The organism is Stenotrophomonas sp. Ps181 (assembly GCF_025697425.1).
GTDB lineage: Bacteria > Pseudomonadota > Gammaproteobacteria > Xanthomonadales > Xanthomonadaceae > Stenotrophomonas > Stenotrophomonas sepilia.
Genome location: NZ_JAHWBI010000004.1, coordinates 321,822 through 342,466, shown reverse-complemented (window position 1 = coordinate 342,466; position 20,645 = coordinate 321,822). Strand labels below are relative to the sequence as shown.

Below are 20,645 nucleotides of genomic sequence, written 5' to 3'. Positions count from 1 at the left end.
GCTCAGGCGCTACGGTAGTTGTCGACCATACGATAGCGTTTCGCGTACCAACCGAAGGCCAACGCCGCGACGAAGGCGAAACCGGCGAAGAAGAACATCAGGAACGCCGCTTCGCTCAGGCCCGTACTGGCGATCCTGTGGGTCACGGCATCGTTGCGCACGGCAGCGTTCGACAGCAGCACCCACAGGTTGCCGATGGTGGTGGTCAGGTTCCAGAAGCTCATCACCACGCCCTTCATCGCCTGCGGCGCCTGGCTGTAGGCGAACTCCAGGCCAGTGGCCGAGACCAGCACCTCACCGAAGGTCAGCAGCGCATACGGCAGCATCTGCCAGAAGATCGACATGGCGTTGCCGCCGTCCATCACCACCTGGATGCCGCCGACCACGATCCAGGCCAGGCCGCTGAAGGCGATGCCGGCGGTCATGCGGCGCAGCGCGGTCGGCTCGAAGCCGAAGCGGCGCAGGGCCGGGTACAGCACCAGGTTGTTGAACGGAATCAGGATCATCACCAGCAGCGGATTCAGTGCCTGCATCTGCGAGGCGGTGAACCAGTTCGGCATCTGCATCTGCTGGCCCTGCAGGACCCAGGTCGAGGCCTTCTGGTCGAACAGCGAGAAGAACGGCGTGGTCAGCGCGAAGATCACCAGCACGCGCAGCACCGAGCGCACGCCTTCCACGGCTTCGACCGGATGCTGGCCACGGGCGCGATCGAGCTGCAGCCAGGTGCCACCGCCGATGCCCGCCAGGATCGACACCAGCGCCAGGCACAGGCAGATCACGATGCCCAGCGAGCCGACCAGGCCGAACGAGGCCGCAGCCAGCGCCAGGCCGAGCACGGCGATCACCAGGCCCGGACGGCCCTGGCCGGCCACGCGCGTGGTCAGCGCGGTGCGCACCACGTTGGCGAACGAATGCGGATCCTTCGGCGGCAGCGGCACCAGAACGTAGCGCTTGCGGCCCAGCCAGAACACGAAGGTGGCAATGAACATCAGGATGCCCGGGATACCGAACGCCCACTGCGGACCCCAGTTCTTCAGTACCAGCGGGATCAGCAGCGAGGCGAACAGCGAGCCGAAGTTGATGATCCAGTAGAAGGCGTCGAAGACGATCTTGGCCAGGTGCTTGTTGCTCTGGTCGAACTGGTCGCCCATGAACGAGGCCACCAGCGGCTTGATGCCACCGGCACCCAGCGCGATCAGGCCCAGGCCGAGGAAGAAGCCCTCGCGGCTGTTCTCGAACAGCGCCAGGCACAGGTGGCCGGCGCAGTAGACCAGACTGAACCAGAGGATGGTGTGGTACTTGCCGAAGAACCTGTCGGCCAGCCAGCCACCGAGCAGCGGGAAGAAGTACACGCCGATCATGAAGCTGTGCATGATGTCCTTGGCTTCACCAGCACGGCCTTCCGCAGTGATTTCCTGCAGCAGCAGCGAGGTGATCAGGAACTGCACCAGGATGTTGCGCATCCCGTAGAAACTGAACCGTTCGCAGGCCTCATTGCCGATGATGTACGGAATCTGGCGCGGCATCTTTCCTTGGCCGGCGATGGGGGCGACTGCGTCGTGGCTCATCCTGTAAGGCATTCCTGCAAAGCGAAAGGCGCAAGGTTACCGGAACCAGGGCTTGCGAAGCACGCTGCAGGGCTGCATGACAACGGTGCCAATCCATGGCAGGCAGTGCAGGCCCTGCCGGAAGTCACGGCACCTGCACGACAAAAGCGTAAACTTATCGTTATGCGCCCCCTCGCCCCCGCCCGCCTCCTGCTCAGCTGCCTTGCGCTGTTGCTGGCATTGCAGGCGCAGGCACGACCACAGGCGCCGGCCGCCGTTGCCAGTGAGAGCGAACCTCGGCAGCTGACGGTAGCCGCGCTGGAGCTGCCCAGCCGCGATGACGCGCAATGGAAGCAGCGTCGCGAGCAGGTCGCTCAACTGCTGACCGACCTGCAGCCGGACGTGATCTCGGTGCAGCAGGTGCTGCAGCAGCAAGGCCGCAACCCGGCCTGCTGGCTGGCCAGCCGGCTGCGCTACAGCTGCGACTTCGTCACCGCCGACCCACCCAGCCAGCCACTGCGCCATGGCAACGCCATGCTGACCCGGCTGCCGGTAAGCGAGGACGGCGTGACCCTGCTGCATCCTCCCGGCACCTTCAGTGCGGCCGGCATGATGCGGCTGAAGCTGGGCGAGGCGCTGGTCAACATCTATGTGGCGCGGCTGCGCCCGGACCCGGACGAGGCCCCCGCCCGCCAACATCAGACCAGCGACCTGATGACCTGGATCGACGCCACCGCCGAAGGCATGCCCAGCCTGATCGCGGGCGACTTTTCGGCCAGCACGGTGGAGCTGGTGCGGAGCACGCCCGGCTTCCAGCCGGCACGGCGCAATCCCGGCGGCCGCCCCGAGCCGCCTGCGGCCAGTGGCGGCGGCGCCAGTGGCCACGGCTTGGACGTGCTGTTCCAGGTCAAGCACTTCGGCGGCATCCGCCAGCAGCCGATCCTGCTGCCCGCCGACGGCGACCTGCCCGAGCTGCGCCTGGGCGTGCTGGCAACCCTGCGCCTGCAGGACGATACGGCCACCGCCGAATAGGTCGTGCCGGTCGCTGGCCGGCTCCCTCGGGACCACACGATTGCCGGCCAGCGGCCGGCACTACCGTATGAGTCCTGCAACAGAAAAGGCCGGGGTCTCCCCCGGCCTTTCCACTCATCCCGTCACCGCGATCAGGCGATCGCTTCCTGGTAACGACGCTCGACTTCATTCCAGTCGATGACGTTGAAGAACGCGCCGATGTATTCCGGGCGGCGGTTCTGGTACTTCAGGTAGTACGCGTGCTCCCACACGTCCAGGCCGAGGATGGGGGTGTTGCCTTCCATCAGCGGGCTGTCCTGGTTGCCGGTGCTCTCGACCACGACCTTCTTGTCCGGGGTCACGCTCAGCCACGCCCAGCCGCTGCCGAAACGGGTCAGCGCCGCCTTGGTGAAGGCGTCCTTGAACTTGTCGAAACCGCCCAGGTCCTTGTCGATGGCCTTGGCCACGTCGCCCACCGGGTTGCCGCCAGCATTCGGAGCCATCACGGTCCAGAACAGCGAGTGGTTGGCATGGCCACCACCGTTGTTGCGCACCGGGCCCTGCAGGTTCTCCGGCAGCGACTTGAGCTTCTTCACCAGCTCTTCGACCGGCAGGTCAGCGTACTCGGTGCCTTCCAGCGCCGCGTTGACGTTGTTGATGTAGGTCTGGTGATGCTTGGTGTGATGGATTTCCATCGTCGCCGCATCGATATGCGGCTCCAGCGCGTCGTAGGCGTAGGACAGCTTGGGCAGGGTGTAGGCCATGATGCATCTCCTGATTGCGAGGGCACCCGACGATGTCGGGCGGTGCGCGGTGAATGATGGGGACAGACCATCAGATTACCAAGGGGGATGTAAAGGAAATTGCGTCCTGCCAGTGAGCACGACGGCAATTGTTACGCAGCAGTGACGCGGCGCCGCCCTCATGCACCATGCAGCGCGCAGGCGCTACAGTGCGTGCACCACCCTCGCCCGCCCCTGCCCATGCGCAACCCCCGGCTGCTGATCACCGCCATCGCCCTGCTGCTGCTCGGCCTGGTCGCCAACCATTTCCTGCAGCGGCCGCCGACGCGACAGTTCGCACCGGACCTGCAGGGAACACCGACCACACGGGCGCCTGCCACGGCCACGCCCGGAGGGGACAACGGCCTGCCCGCGTTCCTGCCCACCGAAGCACGCGCGACCATCGCCCTGATCCAGCGTGGCGGCCCGTTCCCGCACCGTCAGGATGGCACCACCTTCGGCAACCGCGAGCAGCAGCTGCCGCAACGTCCGCGTGGCTACTACCGCGAGTACACCGTCGACACCCCCGGTGCACGCACGCGTGGCACGCGCCGCATTGTCACCGGCGGCGATCCGCCGGAGGCGTGGTACTACACCGACGACCACTACGAATCGTTCCGCAGCTTCACCGTATCGGCCCAGGGAGCGCAATGATGAGCCACGATGATTTCGGCCTCGGCCTGCATGACATCAATAATGCCGGTGTCTATGCCATCGACAGCGATGACATCGGCGCACTGGCCGCAGCAATGCGCGATGCCAGCCTCAAGGTGATCCGCATCGACCTGGAAGGCGTGACGGACAAGCGCACCCTGCTCGCCCGGCTCGCCGCGCAACTGGATTTCCCGGCCGGTTTCGGCGGCAACTGGGATGCACTGTCGGACAACCTGCGTGATCTGCAATGGCTGCCGGCCAACGGCTACGCGCTGTTCCTGTGCGACGTGGACGCGCTGCGCGCCGCCGCGCAGAAGGACTTCGACACCCTGCTGGACGTGATGGATGAAGCCAGCCGCGATTGGGTCGGTCGCGATGTGCCGTTCTGGGTGTTCCTGTCACAGAGCACGTAAGGTCAGTGCCTGGGTAGAGGCCGACCTTGGTCGGCGCTTCTGTGCCAACCAGGGTTGGCATCCACCAAAGCACGAGCCTGCCAGGCGTGGCGCCCCTTGCCTACCGGCTCCCGTTATCTTCCTGCAGCTCTTTCTTGAACGGAATGTCCGGCGGCGGCCGTGCCACGGCCGGCTGGTCCTGCATGTTGGGGTTGGTCAGGCCACAGCCACCGCCGGCCTGCAGGATCGAAATGACGCAGGAAATCCTCGTGTTGGTGCCCGGCAGTGGAATCTCCATCGCCTTGACGCCCTTGCGCACCCATTCGGCCAGCAGCGATTCCTGCGGCACCCAGTACTTGTCGAACGACGTCGGCGTGTAGTCGTACGGCGGACGTTTCAGCCATGTGCCCGATTGCGCGATGCGCTCCTTGCTCCAGCCGTCGTTGGCGCCCCCGGGCGCACCGCGCTCGGCGTGGCCATCGCCGTCCTGGCCCGGCACGCGCACGCTGCCATCGGCATTGAACAGGCCATTGCCCCTGCCGGCGGCGCTGGCCTGGCGGGCACCGCCATTGCTGCCGTCGCGGCTGCGGCTGGAAGATCCCCAGTCATCGCCCTTGGCCGGTGTCGCCCAGTTGCCGGGATCGGGGGCCGGGCGCGCTCCCGCGTTTGCCGGTGTGCTGCTGGAGGCCGACGGACGGTTGCTGCTGCTCGTCTGCGCCGCGCTGCCCTGGGCCGCAGCCGCAGGCGTCACGGTGGCACTGCCACTGGAGGATGCCGGTGCCGCCGCCGGTGCCACTTCACGCTCCCGCACCTGTACATCACGGCCGGTGGGCGCGCGTACGGCGGGCTCACGCCCGGCCACCGCCGCCATCCGCACCTGCGGATCGGCCACCACCTGCACTTCACGTTCACGCACCTGCACGTCCTGCTGTGGCACGCGCACCTGCATTTCAGGGCTGCGCAGCGGTTTGGGCGCGACCGGCGCTTCGACGGTGCTGACTTCGCGTTCGCGCACCTGGATGTCACGCACCTGTGGTGTGCGCACGGCCAGCTCCGGGGTGCGCACCTGGGCAGGCGCCGGCGGCGCGTGCACCGGCTGCACGCTGCGCTCGCGTACGCTGGGCGTGCTGTCCCGCGGCACGACGCTGACTTCGGTTCGCGGCACGCTGACCGGCGGCACCACGAAATCCGTGCTGGCCTGTGCCACTTCGGTGGCCTGGACCGGTGAAGGCGGCGGCGCGGCAACCGGCGCCGGCTCGGCTTCGGCTGGCGGCGGAGGAACACTGGCGGTCGGCGCGGATGCAGGGGAAGATGCGGCGGCTTCGGCAGTCGCCGGGCGCGGAGCAGGAGCCGTGGCGGCGCCCGCCTGCTGCCCCGTCGCAACCCGACCTGCCGCAGCGGCCGCAGCGACTTCGGCGCCTGGCTGATCGCCCCCACCTTCCTGGGTCGCGCGGCCGACGAACTCCACCTGCACGCGCTCGCCCTCGGTGCCCTCTTCGTCTGGCGCAGTGGTGCGGATCACCGCCACCCACAGCAGCAGCATGAAGAACAGCAGGTGCAGCAGTGCGCTGATCAGCGCCGAGGTCCAGCGCATCCAGCGCTGGTCGCGCGGCGCAGCGTCCCAGTCCTGCCAGAACAGACGGCGCAACGCCTGCCACGGTGACAACTGCGGCGATTGGCCTGGCCGGGCGGGCAGCGGACGCGGCAGCAATACCGCAATCACTTCGCGGGCATGCAACGGCCGCGGCAGCGGCCCCAGCGAGCGCAGCCACAACGCCCAGCCATAAGGCAGGCGCGTGGTCTTCTCAAGGACGGCGCGGGGCTGCTGGCGGGCCAGCAGCAGATCGATGAGTTGCTCGGCCCGGGTCAGAGGCACGCGTCAGCGATCAGGCGACGTTGTCGCGCGGGATGTACGGCGCGTGGCCGCTGTCGTGGTCGGTCGCGTCGCGCACGGCGGTCACGCCCGGCACGCGGCCCATCAGGGTCTTTTCGATGCCCTGCTTGAGCGTCACGTCGGCCATGCCGCAGCCCTGGCAGCCACCACCGAAACGCAGCAGCACCACGCCGTCGGCCGAGACTTCCTGCACGGCCACCTTGCCGCCATGCGAGGCCAGCTGCGGATTGACTTCGTTCTCCACCACCCAGTGCACGCGCTCGACCAGCGAGGCCGCATCACCGGGCGCTTCACCCTTGATGCGCGGCGCCTTGATGGTCAGCTGCTGGGCACCGGCGGTGCCGGCGACGATGTCGATCTCGGCACCGTCGAGCCAGCCAACGCTGCCGGCATCGACATAGAGGGTGAAGCCATCGCAGTCCACCGCCCACTCGTCGCCCAGCAGGTCGGTGGGTTCGGCGAACTCCAGCCGGGCGTCGGCGCGCGGGGTACCGGGGTCGACCGCGCTCAGGCGCACGCCCATGCCAGGCACGCCCTCGCGTTCGATCAGCTTGCGGAAATGGGTCTGGGCAGTGTCGGAGATCTGGATCATCAGGCTATTCTAGCCAAGTAAGCGTCAGCCGCTCATTCGGTTTATACACCGTCCGGCGCATTGTTCAGTCAACACGAGGTGGAGATTCCCATGGCCGACCTGATTCCACTGGCCCAGGCCCGTTGCGTGCCACGCAAAGGCAGCGACCACAAGCTCGGCGAAGCCCGCCTGGCCGAATTGCTGCCGCAGGTTCCCGGCTGGGAGCTGAGCGAGGGCGGGCAGGCCCTGACGCGCACCTTCCGCTTCAAGGATTACTACGCCACCATGGCCTTCGTGAACGCGCTGGCCTGGATTGCACACCGCGAGGACCACCATCCGGACCTGGGCGTGCACTACGACCGCGCGGTCGTGCGCTTTTCCACCCACGACGTGGGCGGTCTGAGCGAGAACGACTTCATCTGCGCGGCAAAGACTTCGGCCCTGACGGAGCAACTGCCATGAACGTACGCTTGCTGAGCCTGTCCCTGATCGCTGCGGCCGGCCTGCCCGGCTGCGGCTCATCCGAACCGCCGGCACCACCGCCGCCGCCGCCGACCGAAGTCGCAGCAGTGAAGACGCCGCCGCCGCAGTACCCGCTTGAACTGGCCTGCATGGGCGTGGGCGGCACCAGCACGTTCAAGGTGACCATCGGCACCGACGGCAAGCCGAGCGAGGTCGCCCTGCTGACTGGCGCGGGCAACCCGCAGCTGGACGAACTGGCCAAAACCGCCGTGCAGGGTTGGCAGTTCAAGGCCGCGACCCGCAATGGCCAGCCGGTGCCGGCCACCATCCAGGTGCCGGTCAGTTTCAACCCGCCGCAGCCGAAGCCGGACCAGTGCTTCGCCATTGAAGAGCGCCTGCGCCGCGGCGGCTGATCGCACGCACCCGACGAGGCCAGCCGGCGCCCGCCTCGCCCTCGCCGCCCCGGCCCTGTCCGGGGCGGTTGTCTGTTGACCAGGACTGCGTCGGTAGATGCTGCAGATTCCCCCCGAAAACATCTGGATTGCGCTGGCGGTCACCCTCGCGGCCGGCCTCGCCACTGCGATCGGCAGCCTGCTGGTGCTGTTCTCGCGCCGCCCCAGCCCGCGCCTGCTGGCCTTCGGCCTGGCCTTCGCCGGCGGCGCGATGGTCTATGTGTCGCTGTCGGAAATCCTCAACAAATCCATTGCTTCGTTCGCACTGGCCCATGGCGAGCGCACCGGCTTCACCTACGGCACTCTGGCGTTCCTGCTGGGCGTGATCGTGATCGTGCTGATCGACCACTTCATTCCCAACCCGCATGACAGCCTGGACAAGCAGGATCCCGCGTTCCGCGAAAACAGCCGCGAGTACCTGAAGCGGGTCGCGCTGCTGACCTCGGTGGCGATCACCGCGCACAATTTCCCGGAAGGGCTGGCGACCTTCTTCGCCACGCTGGAAAGCCCGTCGGTGGGCATGCCACTGGCCTTTGCGATTGCCATCCACAACATCCCCGAGGGCATCGCGATCGCGGTGCCGGTGTACTTCGCCACCCAGAACAAGGCCTATGCATTCAGCGCCAGCCTGCTGTCGGGCCTGGCCGAGCCGGTGGGCGCCGCGCTCGGCTACTGGTTGCTGTCCGGGTCGCTGTCGCACGCCACCTTCGGCTGGGTGTTCGGGCTGATTGCCGGCGTGATGGTGTTCCTGGCGCTGGATGAGCTGCTGCCGGCCGCCAAGCGCTATGCGAAGGGCCACGAAACCGTCTATGGGCTGGTGGCGGGCATGGGCACGCTGGCGATCAGCCTGGTGCTGTTCAAATGGTGAGGGGTTCCCGGTTCGCCCTGTAGAGTCAAGCCATGCTCGACCGGCTTTCGCGCAGCACGGCCGAACCGCCGTCAGCGCAGGCGATCCAGCGCCTCGGCCAGTTCATCGGCCAGCGGCGCGTTCAGCACATACGGGCTCTTGCCGTCGTCCAGTGCGAACTCCAGCGAGGCCGCGTGCAGGAACAGGCGCTTCAGCCCGATCTGCTCACGAAGCCGCTTGTTGACTGCCGGATCACCGTACTTGTCGTCACCGGCCACCGGATGGCCCAGATGCTGGGCATGCACGCGGATCTGATGGGTGCGGCCGGTTTCGATGCGCACCTCGCAGTACGAATGGCCGCCGCGGCGCTCCAGCACCCGGAAGTGACTGATCGATTCCTTGCCGATCGCATTGACCTGTACATGGCGCTCGCCGCCCTGGCGCAGGCCCACGTGCAGCGGCGCGTCGACGGTCATCACACCGTCCGGCATGCGGCCGGCCAACAGGGTCAGGTAGCGCTTGCGGATGCCGGCGCCGTGGTCTTCACGCAACAGCGCCTGCAGTTCGCTCAGCGCCGAACGCTTCTTGGCCACGATCAGCAGGCCCGAGGTGTCGCGATCCAGCCGATGGACCAACTCCAGTGTCTGTCCCGGGCGCAAGGCGCGCAGGGTCTCGATGGCACCGAAGCTGATGCCGCTGCCGCCGTGGCTGGCCACGCCGGAGGGCTTGTTCAGGGCCAGCAGCCGGGCGTCCTCGAAGACGATGGCCTGCTCCAGCCGGCGCATGAACGCCTCTGGCGGGCCGGCCTTGTCTCCTTCCTCACTGAGACGGACCGGCGGCACACGCACCTCATCGCCCGCCTCCAGCTTGCGCTCGGCCTTGGCGCGGCCGCCGTTCACCCGAACCTGCCCGCTGCGCACCAGCTTGTACACCAGGCTGCGCGGGGCTCCCTTCAGCTGGCCGAGCAGGAAGTTGTCCAGGCGCTGGCCGGCGCGGTCGGCGGGAACGGTGATCATGCGCACGGAAGGCTTGTCGCCAGCGGGTTTGGTCGGGTCTTGGGCGGTCATCAGGCTGTTTATTCTGTTACACTCGGGGGGCGAGATAAGGGATTGATTTCGTTGGAAGTTACTCAGGGCCAGAAGCCCAGCTTCCGACGAATCCGGCACAGTGCGCGACCACCGCCCGCGGGGCGGCCATGTTAGCGGCTCACCGGCCTTCCCGGCCATCGCCGGATGCCTGACACGCAACCGTGCTGAACATGTCCCGCGTGGCGCTCCAGCCTGGCTGACAGCTGCCTGCGGCCCTGCAACACCCAAAACCCATAAGAGTGAAGCGCTCCCGCGGCCTGCCGTGGTGTCGTAGCGCTGGAAACCCAAGCCGCCCTCCCCGCGCTTGCGCGAATGGGCGGCGAGCCGTGTCCAGAGGCGAAACCCCATGGCGTTCCGCGCGGTAGCCGCTTGCGAGGAACGCAACAATGAAGCGAATGCTGATCAACGCCACGCAGGCTGAAGAGCTGCGTGTTGCCATCGTGGATGGCCAGTCGTTGTATGACATCGACATCGAACAGCCGTCGAAGGAACAGAAGAAGTCCAACATCTACAAGGGCCGGATCTTCCGCATCGAGCCCTCGCTGGAAGCCGCCTTCGTCGAGTACGGCGGTGGCCGCCATGGCTTCCTGCCGCTGAAGGAAATCTCCCGCGACTACTTCCAGGCCGGTGTCGACCACAACAAGGCCGGCATCCGCGAGCTGCTGAAGGAAGGCCAGGAGATCGTTGTCCAGGTCGACAAGGAAGAGCGTGGCAACAAGGGCGCCGCCCTGACCACGTTCATCTCGCTGGCCGGCCGCTACATGGTGCTGATGCCGAACTCGCCCAGCGCCGGCGGCGTGTCCCGCCGCATCGAGGGCGAAGACCGTGCCGCGCTGAAGGAGGCCCTGGACAAGCTGAACATTCCCGACGACATGGGGGTGATCATCCGTACCGCCGGCGTCGGTCGCGATGCGGAAGAGCTGCAGTGGGACCTGGACTATCTGCTCAACGTCTGGCGCGCCATCGCCGAAGCCGCGCTGAGCAAGCCGGCCCCGTTCCTGATCTACCAGGAATCGCGCCTGATCGTGCGCGCCCTGCGGGACTACCTGCGCGCCGACATCGGCGAGATCCTGGTGGACACCGAGGAGATGTACGAGCACGCCCGCGAGTTCATGCAGCAGGTGATGCCGCAGACCCTGCGCAAGCTCAAGCACTACAAGGACGACATCCCGCTGTTCAACCGCTTCCAGATCGAGTCGCAGATTGAAGGCGCCTACGAGCGCAACGTGCGCCTGCCGTCGGGCGGCTCGATCGTGGTCGACCAGACCGAAGCACTGACCGCAGTCGACGTGAACTCCTCGCGCGCCACCAAGGGCAGCGACATCGAGGACACCGCCTTCCAGACCAACCTGGAAGCGGCCGAGGAAGTGGCTCGCCAGCTGCGCCTGCGCGACCTGGGCGGCCTGGTGGTGATCGACTTCATCGACATGGCCTCCAACAAGCACCAGCGCGAGGTCGAGAACCGCCTGGCCAACGCGCTGAAGTACGACCGTGCCCGCGTGCAGGTCGGCCGCATCTCGCGCTTCGGCCTGCTGGAAATGAGCCGCCAGCGCCTGCGCCCGAGCCTGGGCGAATCCAGCCAGATCGTCTGCCCGCGTTGCGACGGCCACGGCCGCATGCGCAGCGTCGAGTCGCTGTCGCTGTCGATCATCCGCGTTGCCGAAGAGCATGCGATGAAGGAAAACACCGGGCAGGTGCTGGTCCAGGCGCCGGTGGAGATCGCCAACTACCTGTTGAACGAGAAGCGCAGCGCCCTGCGCGAGATCGAGCAACGCCACGAAGCGCCGATCGTGATCGTCGCCGACGAGCAGCTGCACACCCCGCACTACGCGGTCACCCGCCTGCGTGAGAACGAGCTGGGTGAAGAGAGCAGCAAGCCCAGCTACCAGCGTGGTACCCCGCGCAAGCTGCCGGTGCACGCCCTGACCAAGGGCCAGCTGAACATCCCGCCGCCGGCAGTGACCCAGGTCAAGCACACCTCTCCCGCCCCGGTGCGCGAGGAAGCGGCTCCGGCTGCAGCCGCTCCGGCTCCGGTCGTGGCAGCGCCAGTGGCGCCGGCTCCGAGCGGCGGCGTGATCGGTTGGCTCAAGCGCGTGTTCGGTGGCGAGCCGGCACCGGCGCCGGCTCCGGCCGCCCCGGCTCCGCGCCAGCAGCAGGACGGTGGTCGCAAGGACCGCAACAAGGATCGCAACAAGGATCGCAAGGACCGTCGCGACGAAAACCGTGGCAACGGTGGCAACGGCAACGCGCAGCAGCAGAAGGATGGCGGCAACCGCAAGGACCGTGGTGAGCAGCGCAACAAGGACGGCCGCAACGGCAACAACGGCAATGCCCAGCAGCAGCCGCAGCAGGGCAGGCAGAAAGAGCCGCAGCAGAAGGATGGCCAGACGCAGCCGCAGCAGCAGAACAAGCCGCGCAACGAGCAGCAGGGCCAGAACCAGAACCAGAACCAGCCGAAGCTGAAGCAGCCCAAGCAGCCACGCCAGCAGCAGGACGGTGACAAGCCGGCCGAGAAGCCGCAGCGCAGCGTCGCCGAGCTGCCGGCCGAGGCCGTGACCGGGGCTGCAGCCGTAGCCGCTACGGCCGTCGCTGCCAACGTCGTGACCGCGCAGGAAGCCACTGCGCCGGTGGCGCCGGTTGCACCGGCTGCCTCCGCTCCGGCGGAAGTCACTGCACCGGCCGACACCACTGCCAACGCCGGCAACGAGGCCGAGGCGATTGCCGTGACCGGTGAAGAGGCTGCCCTCGACGCCAACGGCGAGCAGGCCGGTGAAGGCGCAACCCGCCGCCGCCGTGGCCGTCGTGGTGGCCGTCGCCGCCGTCGTGGTGGCGCCGAGAACGCTGCCGGCAGCGATGGCCTGGGCGATGAACAGGACGACGCGGACGACGGTGATGACACCGATGCCGCTGATGTCGCCGGACAGAGCAACGACAGCGTTGCCGGGACCACTCCGGTGGCCGCGGCACAGCCGGCGCGTTCGCAGCCGGAGTTCGAATTCGATGACGAAGCCGAACCGACCGCTGCCGAAGCCGAGAAGCCGGTCCGCGCCGCCGCCGCTGTTGTCGCCGCGCCGGCCGCGGTGGTGAGCAGCGCCGTGGTCGATGCTGCTGCACCGGTCGTGGCGAAGGTACAGGCTCCGGTCGAAGCCGTCGCCAAGGCCGAACCGGCGGCGTCGCCGGTGCAGACCAGCATGCTCGATGCCATCGACGCTGCGACCCCGGCCCAGCCAGTGGCAGCGGCAGCCCCGGCGGTCGAAGCGAAGCCGGTGGTGGTTGAGGCTGCCCCGGTCGCTGAAGCCACTGCGGTGGTCGAAGTGAAGTCGGCCGTGGCCGAGGCTGCTCCGGTCGTGGAATCGGAGCCGGAGCTCGCTGAAGCCGCTCCGGCGGTCGAAGCCAAGCCGCTGGCCGTTGAGGCTGCCCCGGTGGCGGAAGCCGCTCCTGCGGTTGAAGCCGAACCGGTCGTGGAGACCGCGCCGGTCGCCGAACAGCCGGTCGCTCCGGTGGCGGTTGAAGCTGCACCGGTGGAAGCTGCGGCCCCGGTCGCCGATGCAGTGGTGACACCGTCGATCGATCCGGTCGCCGATGGCCACGCCGATGCGGCAGCCCAGGCGGCCGAAGCCAAGGCCGACGAAGAAGGCGAAGAAGGCGCCAAGCGCACTCCGCCGGCGAACTGATCGCTCTTTGATCGCGTGAAAAAACGGCGGGGATCGATGATCCCCGCCGTTTCTGTTTGTGCGCCGGGTGCGTGCAACGCTCTGGTAGAGGCCAACCTTGGTTGGCATCGTTGTTGGAGCGAACGCGGACACGTCCGTGCCAACCAAGGTTGGCACCTACCAGGACATCATCGCGTCGGAGCGAATTGCAGGCGGGTCCACACGCCATAATGGTCCGAGGCCCAGCGACCGCTGTCATCGGGCTGGTCGAACAGGAGCTTGGCCTCACGTGCGACCATCGCGTCCTGCTGGAAGAAGATGTGGTCGATCCGCGAGGCCACCGGGTAGTAGTGCCTGTTCAGCGTACTGACCCCGGCCAGGTCGGTGTTGACGTGCACGCTGCCGTAGCTGTCACCGTAATGGCTGCGCAGCTCGCTCAGGTCGCTGGCATCGACCAGTGCGTTGAAGTCGCCCGCGATCACCACCGGTGCGCCGGCCGAGGTGCCGGCGATGAAGCGCAGCAGGTCCTCGACCTGGGTGCGACGGATGCGCTGGCCATTCTCGTCGCTGCGCTCGTTGAAGTGGGTGGCATAGACGTTGACCGCCTTGCCGTCCACATCGATGCGCAGATGGGCGACCGTCCGATAATCGTCCAGCGGCTGTAGCAGGTGCTCACCCTGCGCGAGGATCGGTCGCCGGGTCAGCAGCGCATTGCCGTAACGTTTCGGCGCACCCACCGGATCGGTGGACACGAACACGTACTTGTAGCCGAGTTGGCTGGCCAGCCACTGCGCCTGGTTGCGCACGTTGCGCCGCTGGATCACCTCCTGCAGGGCAACCGCATCCGGCTGCAGGCGCTTGAGCTCGGCCAGGATGGTGCGGCGGCGGCTCGGCCAGTCCTCGCGGTCGTGATGCAGGTTGAAGGTCACCATGCTCATGCCTGGTGCGCTGGCGACGTCAGCCGCTGTCGCGGCGGTTGGCACGGCTGCCATCACGGCACCCGGCAATGCGAATGCAATGGCCAGTCCCAGGGCACGCACGGCCGTGCGCGCCCTTGCCCCCTGCTGCTTCATCGTTACTGCCCCTTGCGCTCGGCGCGGCGCACCGCGCCCGGTACATCGATCTCGACCCGCGCCGGCAGCTGGTGCACGTGCAGTTCCCTGTTGGTCCATTCGGCCGCTTCGCCGTTGATGGTCGCCTCGCCCGGATCACCGGCGTACGGCCACGGCAAGACCACGCCACCGACCGGTGGCACCAGGCCCGGCTGCACCTCCAGCACCAGCTGCTTGTCGCTGCGCTGCAGGCGGTAGTTGAGCTGGCCCTGCGGCGTGCGCAGGCCCTGCACAGCGATGCCCTCGCCCTGCAGCCAGGCGGTCGGAATGCCGGCGGCCAATACCAGCGCATCGTCCATGTCACGGCTGTAGGCGAACATGTCCAGGGCCGAGCGCACGAAGTCCGAGGCGACCCAGGCATGCGGCAGGTCACCGACAAAGAACGGCTTGCGTGGCGTGCGCGAGACCACTTCGGCCCACTGGTTCCAGGCCTGCGGCGCACGGTCCTTGAAGAAGAACTCGGTCGCCTGCCAGGCGCGATCGCGCCAGCCGAGGCGGACGAAGGCGGCCACGTTGCGCCACTCGTAGGGCGTGTAGTCCTTCCACTCGCGCTTGCCGTCCCGACGGGCCACGAATTCCTTCCAGTAACGCTCGAAGGTCGCCTCCAACGCCTGCTGCGGCAGGCGGCCCTGCTCGCCGCCCGGTGCCAGCGCGATGGTGGTCGAGGTCGCGTCGAAATCGCCCAGCTCGGCCGAGCCCGGCAGGTAATCGATGTTGTGCTGCTGCATCGCCGACAGCAGCGAGGCCTGCAGGTCATCACGGAACTGGTCACGCGATTCGGCGATCTGCATGGCTTCGACCTTGCCCAGCTGGGCCGCCAGCGACGCCGCGTCCTTGTAGCCGCGCAACGCCCAGAAATTGTCCCAGTACGAATGCATCGGCTTGGCCGAATAGCCTTCGTGGCTGATCGAGGCCGGCATCATGCCGTAGAACGCCGGATTGCGCGCCCGATTCTCGTCCGTGCGCTCGCTGGCGCGCAGCTGCTCCATGTAGTTGTAGGCGCCCTGCACATGCGGCCACATCAGTTCGGCGAAGGTGCTGTCACCGGTATAGCGCCCATACTCGGCAATGCTGTAGATCAGCTCGCCATGACTGTCGTTCTCCGGCACCGGATCGCTGCCACGTGCATCGACACAGCACGGCACCTTGCCATTCTCGAACTGATAGGGCGCATACCAGTTGATGTAATCACGCACCGCATCACTGCGCCCCATGCGCAGCAGGCCCTCGGAAATCATCGCGCCATCGCGGATCCAGCTGCGCGCGTACGAGCGCGTGCCCGGCTGCAGGCGCGGGCCGACCCGCGAGATCAGCATGTGCGCCACGGCGGTGCGCAGGGTATCGACCAGTGCCTGGCCCGCAGCCGGTACCTGCAACGAGACCACCCCCAGCTTCTGCCGCCACTGCTCTGCGACCTGTGCCTGCGCCTTGGCCACATCCAGCGCCTGCGGCGCCCAGCCTCCGGTCTGCGGCAACACCACCGCCACTTCTCGGCTCTGGCCAGGCTCCAGCTTGATCGTATACAGCAGCGCGCCGGACGCCATGCCGGTGCTGTCCTTCACTGCCGTGCTGGCCGGGTATTTCCCGGAGGCCAGATGCATCGCGTCGAGCTTGCCATCGAACGTACTGGCAAAGCGCGCATCCGGCACCTGCAACGGATAGATGCGCGGCTCACCGTTGATGCGCACCAGCTGTTCGCCCACATCCAGCGCATCGATGCGACTGAAGCCGCCGACGGTATTGAGGAACTGGGTCGGCGGGTTCACCTGCCACGGCCGGATCGCCAGCGCCAGGGTGTACTCGTGCGCCACCTTGTCCGGATTGCTCAACCGGTAGCGGCCGATCAGCTGCGCACGCTCCGGCGTGCCCTGCACGAAGCTGGTTACCGCCAGGCCGGCCTTCTCATGCACCCAGTCGACATTGGCGATGGGCAGGTAGCGATCCTGCAGCGACTGGGTGGTGGCCACCTTCGACCAGTCCAGCAACTTGCCGTCCACGCGGATGAACGGCTCGATGCTGAAACTGCCCTTGGCCGGTTCCAGCGCACCGTCCTCGCTGATCAGTGCCTGCTCCTGGCCGCCATCGAGGCCGAGCAGGGTCCAGTACGGCTGTTCGCCCACGTATGCACGCGGCAGCGAGCCGCGCGGCAGGTCGGCCGCCACCGAGGACAGGAATGCGTTCGGCGTGGCCGCGAACGCCAGCGGCTTGAGCGTGATGTCACGGATGCCATAGCGCCAGTTCGGGCCATCGTGCAGATCGAAGCGCACGTAGCGCGCGTCGGTATCCGGCAGCGCCAGCCAGTCGCGGCCACCCGCACCGCCGGTCACCTCGCGCACGGTGCGCCAGTCCCGGCCATCCTCGGACGTCCGCACGGTGTAGCGATTGGCTTCAAGGTTCGGCAGCCAGTCAATCACCGCACCGCCGATCTCGCGGCTCTTGTGCAGGTCCAGGCTGATGGTCTGCTGCTTGACCCCGCCACTGATCCAGAACGTATCGCTCTTTCCGTCGATCATCCGGTCCTGCAGCGCGGTGGCGGTATCGGCGATCACCGACGGCACCAGCGCCGAATCATCCTGCGGCGGCAGGCCCTGCAGGGTCAGCTTGTCGAAGCACACCGTGCCGCGGCCGCCGACCTTGCTGTAGATCGTGAACTCGACCGCAGCGCTGCGCGCCATCTCCTTATCCGGCGATGGCCCCCACGCCTTGTCGATCTGGCGACGGCGGTATTCGACCGGCGTCCACGCCTTGGGGAAGCTGTAGCCCGGACGATTGACCCACCAGACATTATCGCCGCTGGCATCGATCAGCTTGAACTGCAGGTCGTTGCCCGGCGAATCTCCCCGCAGCTGGAAGCCGAAGCGGTAGTTGGCCGGGTACTCGATGCCCAGCGCGCGGCGGATGCCGACGTAGCCCGACACCTCGTGGAAATCGTAGTCCAGGCACAGCGCGCGGCCGCCACCGGCACCGCTCACCGGCCGCAGCGAACCGCTGACCTGATCGGACAGCACCAGCTTCCAGGCGCCGATGTCGTCGAAATCGTCCAGTACCTTCGGCGCCGGCAGTGCCGGTGGTGCGGCGATCGCCAGGGAAGTCCACAACAGGCCCAGTCCAACGGCGATCGCTCGCTTCATCCCTTGACGCTCCCCAGCAACAGACCTTGGATGTAGTACCGCTGCAGCACCAGGAACAGTGCCAGCACCGGAACCACGGTGACCACCGCGCCAGCCATCATCATTTCCACGTCCATGATGTGCTCGCGCGAGAGGGTGGCCAGCGCCACCGGCAAAGTGTAGTGCTCCTGGTCGGTCAACACGATCAGCGGCCACATGAAATCGTTCCATGCACCCATGAAGGTGAAGATCGCCAGGGTCACCAGTACCGGCTTGAGCATCGGCAGCACGATCTGGAAGAAGATGCGCAGCTCCCCCGCGCCGTCGATGCGCGCCGCTTCAAGCAGCTCGTCCGGGATCGAACGCGCGTACTGGCGCACCAGGAAGATGCCGAACACGCTGGCCAGCGCCGGCACGATCACCCCGCCAAAGCTGTTGACCAGGCCCAGCTGCTTCATCAGCAGGAACAGCGGCAGCATCGCCACCTGCGCCGGAATCACCAGCGCTGCCATCAGCACTTGGAACAGGCGTTCGCGGCCAACGAAGTTGAGCTTGGCGAAGGCGTAGCCGGCCATGGTGTTGAGCAGCAGCGAACCCAGCGTGATAGCCAGCGACACCAGCAGGCTGTTGGCGAAGTTGCCGCCCATGCCGGTGCGCGCGAACAGCTCGTGGTAGTTGTGCGTGGTGATGCTCGAAGGCAGCAGTGGCGGCGGGAAATGACTGGCCTCGCCCTGCGGCATGAACGAGACCGAGAGCATCCACAGCAGCGGTGCAAGGCTGACCAGGGCCAGCACCAGCAACGCACCATTGATCATCCACGGATACCAGCGCGACTGGCCGATTTCACGACTCATACCAACTGCCTCTTGCGGCCGAAACGCAGCATCACGGTGGTCACCGCCAGGATGATCAGGAACAGCAGGAACGCCACCGCGGAGGCGCGCCCCAGGTTCCACCACTTGAAGCCTTCCTCGAACATGAAATACAGCACGCTGACGGTGCTCTGCAGCGGATCGCCGCGGGTCATGACATACGGCTCGGCGAACAGCTGGAAGTAGCCGGACACGGTGATCACCCCGACCACCAGCAGCACCGGGCCGAGCATCGGCAGGGTGATGTGCAGGAACTGCTTCCAGCGCGAAGCACCGTCGATGCGCGCGGCTTCGTACAGGTCATGCGGGATCGCCTGCAGGCCGGCGAGGAAGATCACCATGTTGTAGCCGAAGTTCTTCCACACCGCGAACAGCATGATGGTCGGCATCGCCCAGTTGGGATCACCCAGCCAGTCGATCGGACTGATGCCCAGATGGCCCAGGCCGTAGTTCACCAGGCCATAGCTGGTATGGAACAGGTAGCGCCAGATCACTGCCACCGCCACCAGCGTGGTCACCACCGGTGCGAACAGTGCCGTGCGGAACAGCGCCTTGAAGCGCGCGGCCGGTGCGTTGAGCAGCATCGCCGCGCCCAGCGACACGCCGATCGACAACGGCACGCCGATCAGCACGAAGTAGGTGGTGTTCCACAGCGACTTCCAGAACATCGGCGTCTGCAGCAGGTCGATGTAGTTGCCCAGGCCGACGAAGCGCAGGTTGCTGCTGTCGGCCAGTGCATAGAGGTCGAAGTCGGTCACGCTCAGCGCCAGCGCCGAGGCGACCGGCAGGCCGAAGAACACGCCCAGCACGATCAGCGAGGGGCCGGCGAAGATCCAGCCGGCCAGCGAAGTACGTTTCATTGCGCGCTCCCGGCGGCCACTGCGCTGCTCGATTGCGGCGACGGCGCGCGCTCCTGCAGGCGTTGTTGTTCATGCATCCAGCGGCGCTTGGCCAGCACCTTGTCCACGCGCTGGTCCAGTTCGGCCACGGCCTTGTCCTGCGGCAGGCCTCCGCGCACCACCTTCTCGGTGACAATGCGCATTTCCTGCACGATGCGCTCCCATTCGAGCACCTTCGGCGTCGGCTTGACCCGCTCCAGCTGATCGCGGAACGCGGCGGCCAGCGGATCGTTGGCCAGCGACGGCGCGTTCCAGGCGCTGCGGCGCGGCGGCAGGTCGCCGATGATCGAATGGAAGCGTGCCTGGATCTGCGGGCGCGACAGGAATTCGATCAGCTTCCAGGACGCCTCCTTCTGCTGCGACTTGCGGAAGATCACCAGGCTGGTGCCACCGGCGATGCCCGCGCCCGGACCGTCCGGCCCCGGCAGCGCGGCGGTACCCCACTGTCCTTCCAGTTCCTTCGGCTGCAGTTTCTTGAACTCGCGGATGTTCCAGGGGCCGGAGATGTAGAACACGTTGAAGCCGCGGAAGAATTCATCCCAGACGTTGGAGATCTGCGTCTCGGACATCTTCGGCGCCCAGCCCTGCTCGAACATGTTGGCGTAGAAGGCCAGCGTGCGGCGGAACCCCGGGCTGGCGAAATTGCCGCGGGTATCGTCGTCGCGCAGCAGCGGATCGGGCTGCTGCAGGGCCAGCGACAGCTGCTGCTCGAATTCGTTGATCGGCATCAGTACCGCGTAGCGGTTCGGGCCCTGCATGCGCTTGATCGCCGCCATCTGCTCCTCCCACTCCGGCCACGTGCGCGGCGGGTGGTCGTAGCCGGCCTTGGCCAGCAGGTCCTTGCGGTAGTAGATCAGGCGGGTGTCGACATACCACGGCACGCCGACCAGTTCGCCGTGGATCACGTTGGTATCCCAGATGCCCTGGAAGTAATCTTTCGGGTCGACCACAGTGGAGCGCTGCACGAACGGTTGCAGCGGTGTAAGCGCGTCGAGTTCGGCGAACTCCGGCACCCAGGTATTGCCGAGCTGGCACACGTCCGGCAGTCCGTCGGCGGCGAACGCGGTCAGCAGCTTCTCGTGCGCGGCGGTCCACGGGATGTTCTGCACATCCACCTTGATGCCGGGGTTTTCGGCCTCGAACTCGTGGATCAGCTCGCTGACCACCTCGGCTTCGCGGCCCATCGCCCAGAAGCGCACGGTGGTGGTGCCCGGTTCGGTGCGGGCGCAGCCGGCCACGGCCAGGGTGGCCAGGGCAGGCAGCGCCCAGCGGCGCAGGCGGTCGATCCAGTTCGGCATC

The 20,645-nt window shown here is 67.0% G+C and carries 17 protein-coding genes; 7 read left to right on the top strand and 10 right to left on the bottom strand.

Annotation, left to right across the window (positions count from 1 at the left end; genetic code table 11):
- Positions 1 to 2: 2 nt before the first annotated feature.
- Positions 3 to 1,568 carry an oligopeptide:H+ symporter gene (locus KXV01_RS11700; RefSeq protein ID WP_049440644.1) on the bottom strand — a complete coding sequence of 522 codons (1,566 nt, stop codon included), beginning with the start codon at positions 1,566 to 1,568 and terminating at the stop codon, positions 3 to 5.
- 162 nt (positions 1,569 to 1,730) lie between these two features.
- On the opposite strand from KXV01_RS11700, the gene KXV01_RS11695 reads away from it, so the two are divergent.
- Positions 1,731 to 2,579 carry an endonuclease/exonuclease/phosphatase family protein gene (locus KXV01_RS11695; protein ID WP_049440642.1) on the top strand — a complete coding sequence of 283 codons (849 nt, stop codon included), beginning with the start codon at positions 1,731 to 1,733 and terminating at the stop codon, positions 2,577 to 2,579.
- 131 nt (positions 2,580 to 2,710) lie between these two features.
- On the opposite strand, the gene KXV01_RS11690 is transcribed toward KXV01_RS11695, so the two are convergent.
- A complete protein-coding gene (locus tag KXV01_RS11690; RefSeq protein ID WP_005410310.1) occupies positions 2,711 to 3,322 on the bottom strand; it encodes a superoxide dismutase in 612 nt (203 codons plus the stop codon).
- A gap of 219 nt (positions 3,323 to 3,541) precedes the next feature.
- Here KXV01_RS11690 and KXV01_RS11685 point away from each other — a divergent pair, with 219 nt between their 5' ends.
- Entirely contained in the window at positions 3,542 to 3,994 is a 453-nt protein-coding gene (locus KXV01_RS11685) for a ribonuclease domain-containing protein (RefSeq protein ID WP_263467811.1), read from the top strand.
- Entirely contained in the window at positions 3,994 to 4,407 is a 414-nt protein-coding gene (locus KXV01_RS11680; protein WP_049417235.1) for a barstar family protein, read from the top strand. The genes KXV01_RS11685 and KXV01_RS11680 overlap by 1 nt, the downstream gene beginning before the upstream one ends.
- A gap of 100 nt (positions 4,408 to 4,507) precedes the next feature.
- On the opposite strand, the gene KXV01_RS11675 is transcribed toward KXV01_RS11680, so the two are convergent.
- Positions 4,508 to 6,262, bottom strand: a complete 1,755-nt coding sequence (locus KXV01_RS11675) for a hypothetical protein (protein WP_263467810.1) — start codon at positions 6,260 to 6,262, stop codon at positions 4,508 to 4,510.
- 10 nt (positions 6,263 to 6,272) lie between these two features.
- Complete coding sequence (locus KXV01_RS11670; protein WP_049417239.1) at positions 6,273 to 6,872, bottom strand: NfuA family Fe-S biogenesis protein; 600 nt, start codon at positions 6,870 to 6,872, stop codon at positions 6,273 to 6,275.
- A 90-nt stretch (positions 6,873 to 6,962) separates the two neighbouring features.
- On the opposite strand from KXV01_RS11670, the gene KXV01_RS11665 reads away from it, so the two are divergent.
- The 3 genes from KXV01_RS11665 to zupT all read left to right on the top strand — a co-directional run bounded on the left by KXV01_RS11665 (position 6,963) and on the right by zupT (position 8,633).
- The gene (locus KXV01_RS11665; RefSeq protein ID WP_021203009.1) at positions 6,963 to 7,313 is read left to right on the top strand and encodes a 4a-hydroxytetrahydrobiopterin dehydratase; all 351 of its coding nucleotides are present in this window, start codon (positions 6,963 to 6,965) and stop codon (positions 7,311 to 7,313) included.
- A complete protein-coding gene (locus tag KXV01_RS11660; protein ID WP_049417243.1) occupies positions 7,310 to 7,726 on the top strand; it encodes an energy transducer TonB in 417 nt (138 codons plus the stop codon). The genes KXV01_RS11665 and KXV01_RS11660 overlap by 4 nt, the downstream gene beginning before the upstream one ends.
- 97 nt (positions 7,727 to 7,823) lie before the next feature.
- Entirely contained in the window at positions 7,824 to 8,633 is an 810-nt protein-coding gene (zupT, locus tag KXV01_RS11655; protein ID WP_049417245.1) for a zinc transporter ZupT, read from the top strand.
- A 71-nt stretch (positions 8,634 to 8,704) separates the two neighbouring features.
- Here zupT and KXV01_RS11650 read toward each other — a convergent pair whose 3' ends face one another.
- The gene (locus KXV01_RS11650; RefSeq protein WP_262224184.1) at positions 8,705 to 9,679 is read right to left on the bottom strand and encodes an RluA family pseudouridine synthase; all 975 of its coding nucleotides are present in this window, start codon (positions 9,677 to 9,679) and stop codon (positions 8,705 to 8,707) included.
- A gap of 407 nt (positions 9,680 to 10,086) precedes the next feature.
- Here KXV01_RS11650 and rne point away from each other — a divergent pair, with 407 nt between their 5' ends.
- Positions 10,087 to 13,374 (top strand): ribonuclease E, encoded by a 3,288-nt coding sequence (gene rne, locus KXV01_RS11645; RefSeq protein ID WP_263467809.1) that lies wholly within the window; start codon positions 10,087 to 10,089, stop codon positions 13,372 to 13,374.
- Positions 13,375 to 13,541: 167 nt separating this feature from the next.
- On the opposite strand, the gene KXV01_RS11640 is transcribed toward rne, so the two are convergent.
- From KXV01_RS11640 to KXV01_RS11620, 5 genes are read right to left on the bottom strand one after another with little or no spacing between them, the layout of a single operon-like run.
- Positions 13,542 to 14,426 (bottom strand): endonuclease/exonuclease/phosphatase family protein, encoded by an 885-nt coding sequence (locus KXV01_RS11640; protein WP_099487253.1) that lies wholly within the window; start codon positions 14,424 to 14,426, stop codon positions 13,542 to 13,544.
- 2 nt (positions 14,427 to 14,428) lie between these two features.
- On the bottom strand, positions 14,429 to 17,596 hold the full coding sequence (locus KXV01_RS11635) for a discoidin domain-containing protein (RefSeq protein WP_099487255.1): 3,168 nt from the start codon (positions 17,594 to 17,596) through the stop codon (positions 14,429 to 14,431).
- The gene (locus tag KXV01_RS11630; RefSeq protein ID WP_005417620.1) at positions 17,593 to 18,429 is read right to left on the bottom strand and encodes a carbohydrate ABC transporter permease; all 837 of its coding nucleotides are present in this window, start codon (positions 18,427 to 18,429) and stop codon (positions 17,593 to 17,595) included. Before KXV01_RS11630 ends, KXV01_RS11635 begins: the two co-directional genes overlap by 4 nt.
- Positions 18,426 to 19,307: a sugar ABC transporter permease gene (locus KXV01_RS11625; protein WP_005410323.1), complete on the bottom strand. Its 882-nt coding sequence runs from the start codon at positions 19,305 to 19,307 to the stop codon at positions 18,426 to 18,428. The genes KXV01_RS11630 and KXV01_RS11625 overlap by 4 nt, the downstream gene beginning before the upstream one ends.
- Positions 19,304 to 20,644: a sugar ABC transporter substrate-binding protein gene (locus tag KXV01_RS11620; protein ID WP_099496122.1), complete on the bottom strand. Its 1,341-nt coding sequence runs from the start codon at positions 20,642 to 20,644 to the stop codon at positions 19,304 to 19,306. The genes KXV01_RS11625 and KXV01_RS11620 overlap by 4 nt, the downstream gene beginning before the upstream one ends.
- Position 20,645 lies beyond the last annotated feature (1 nt).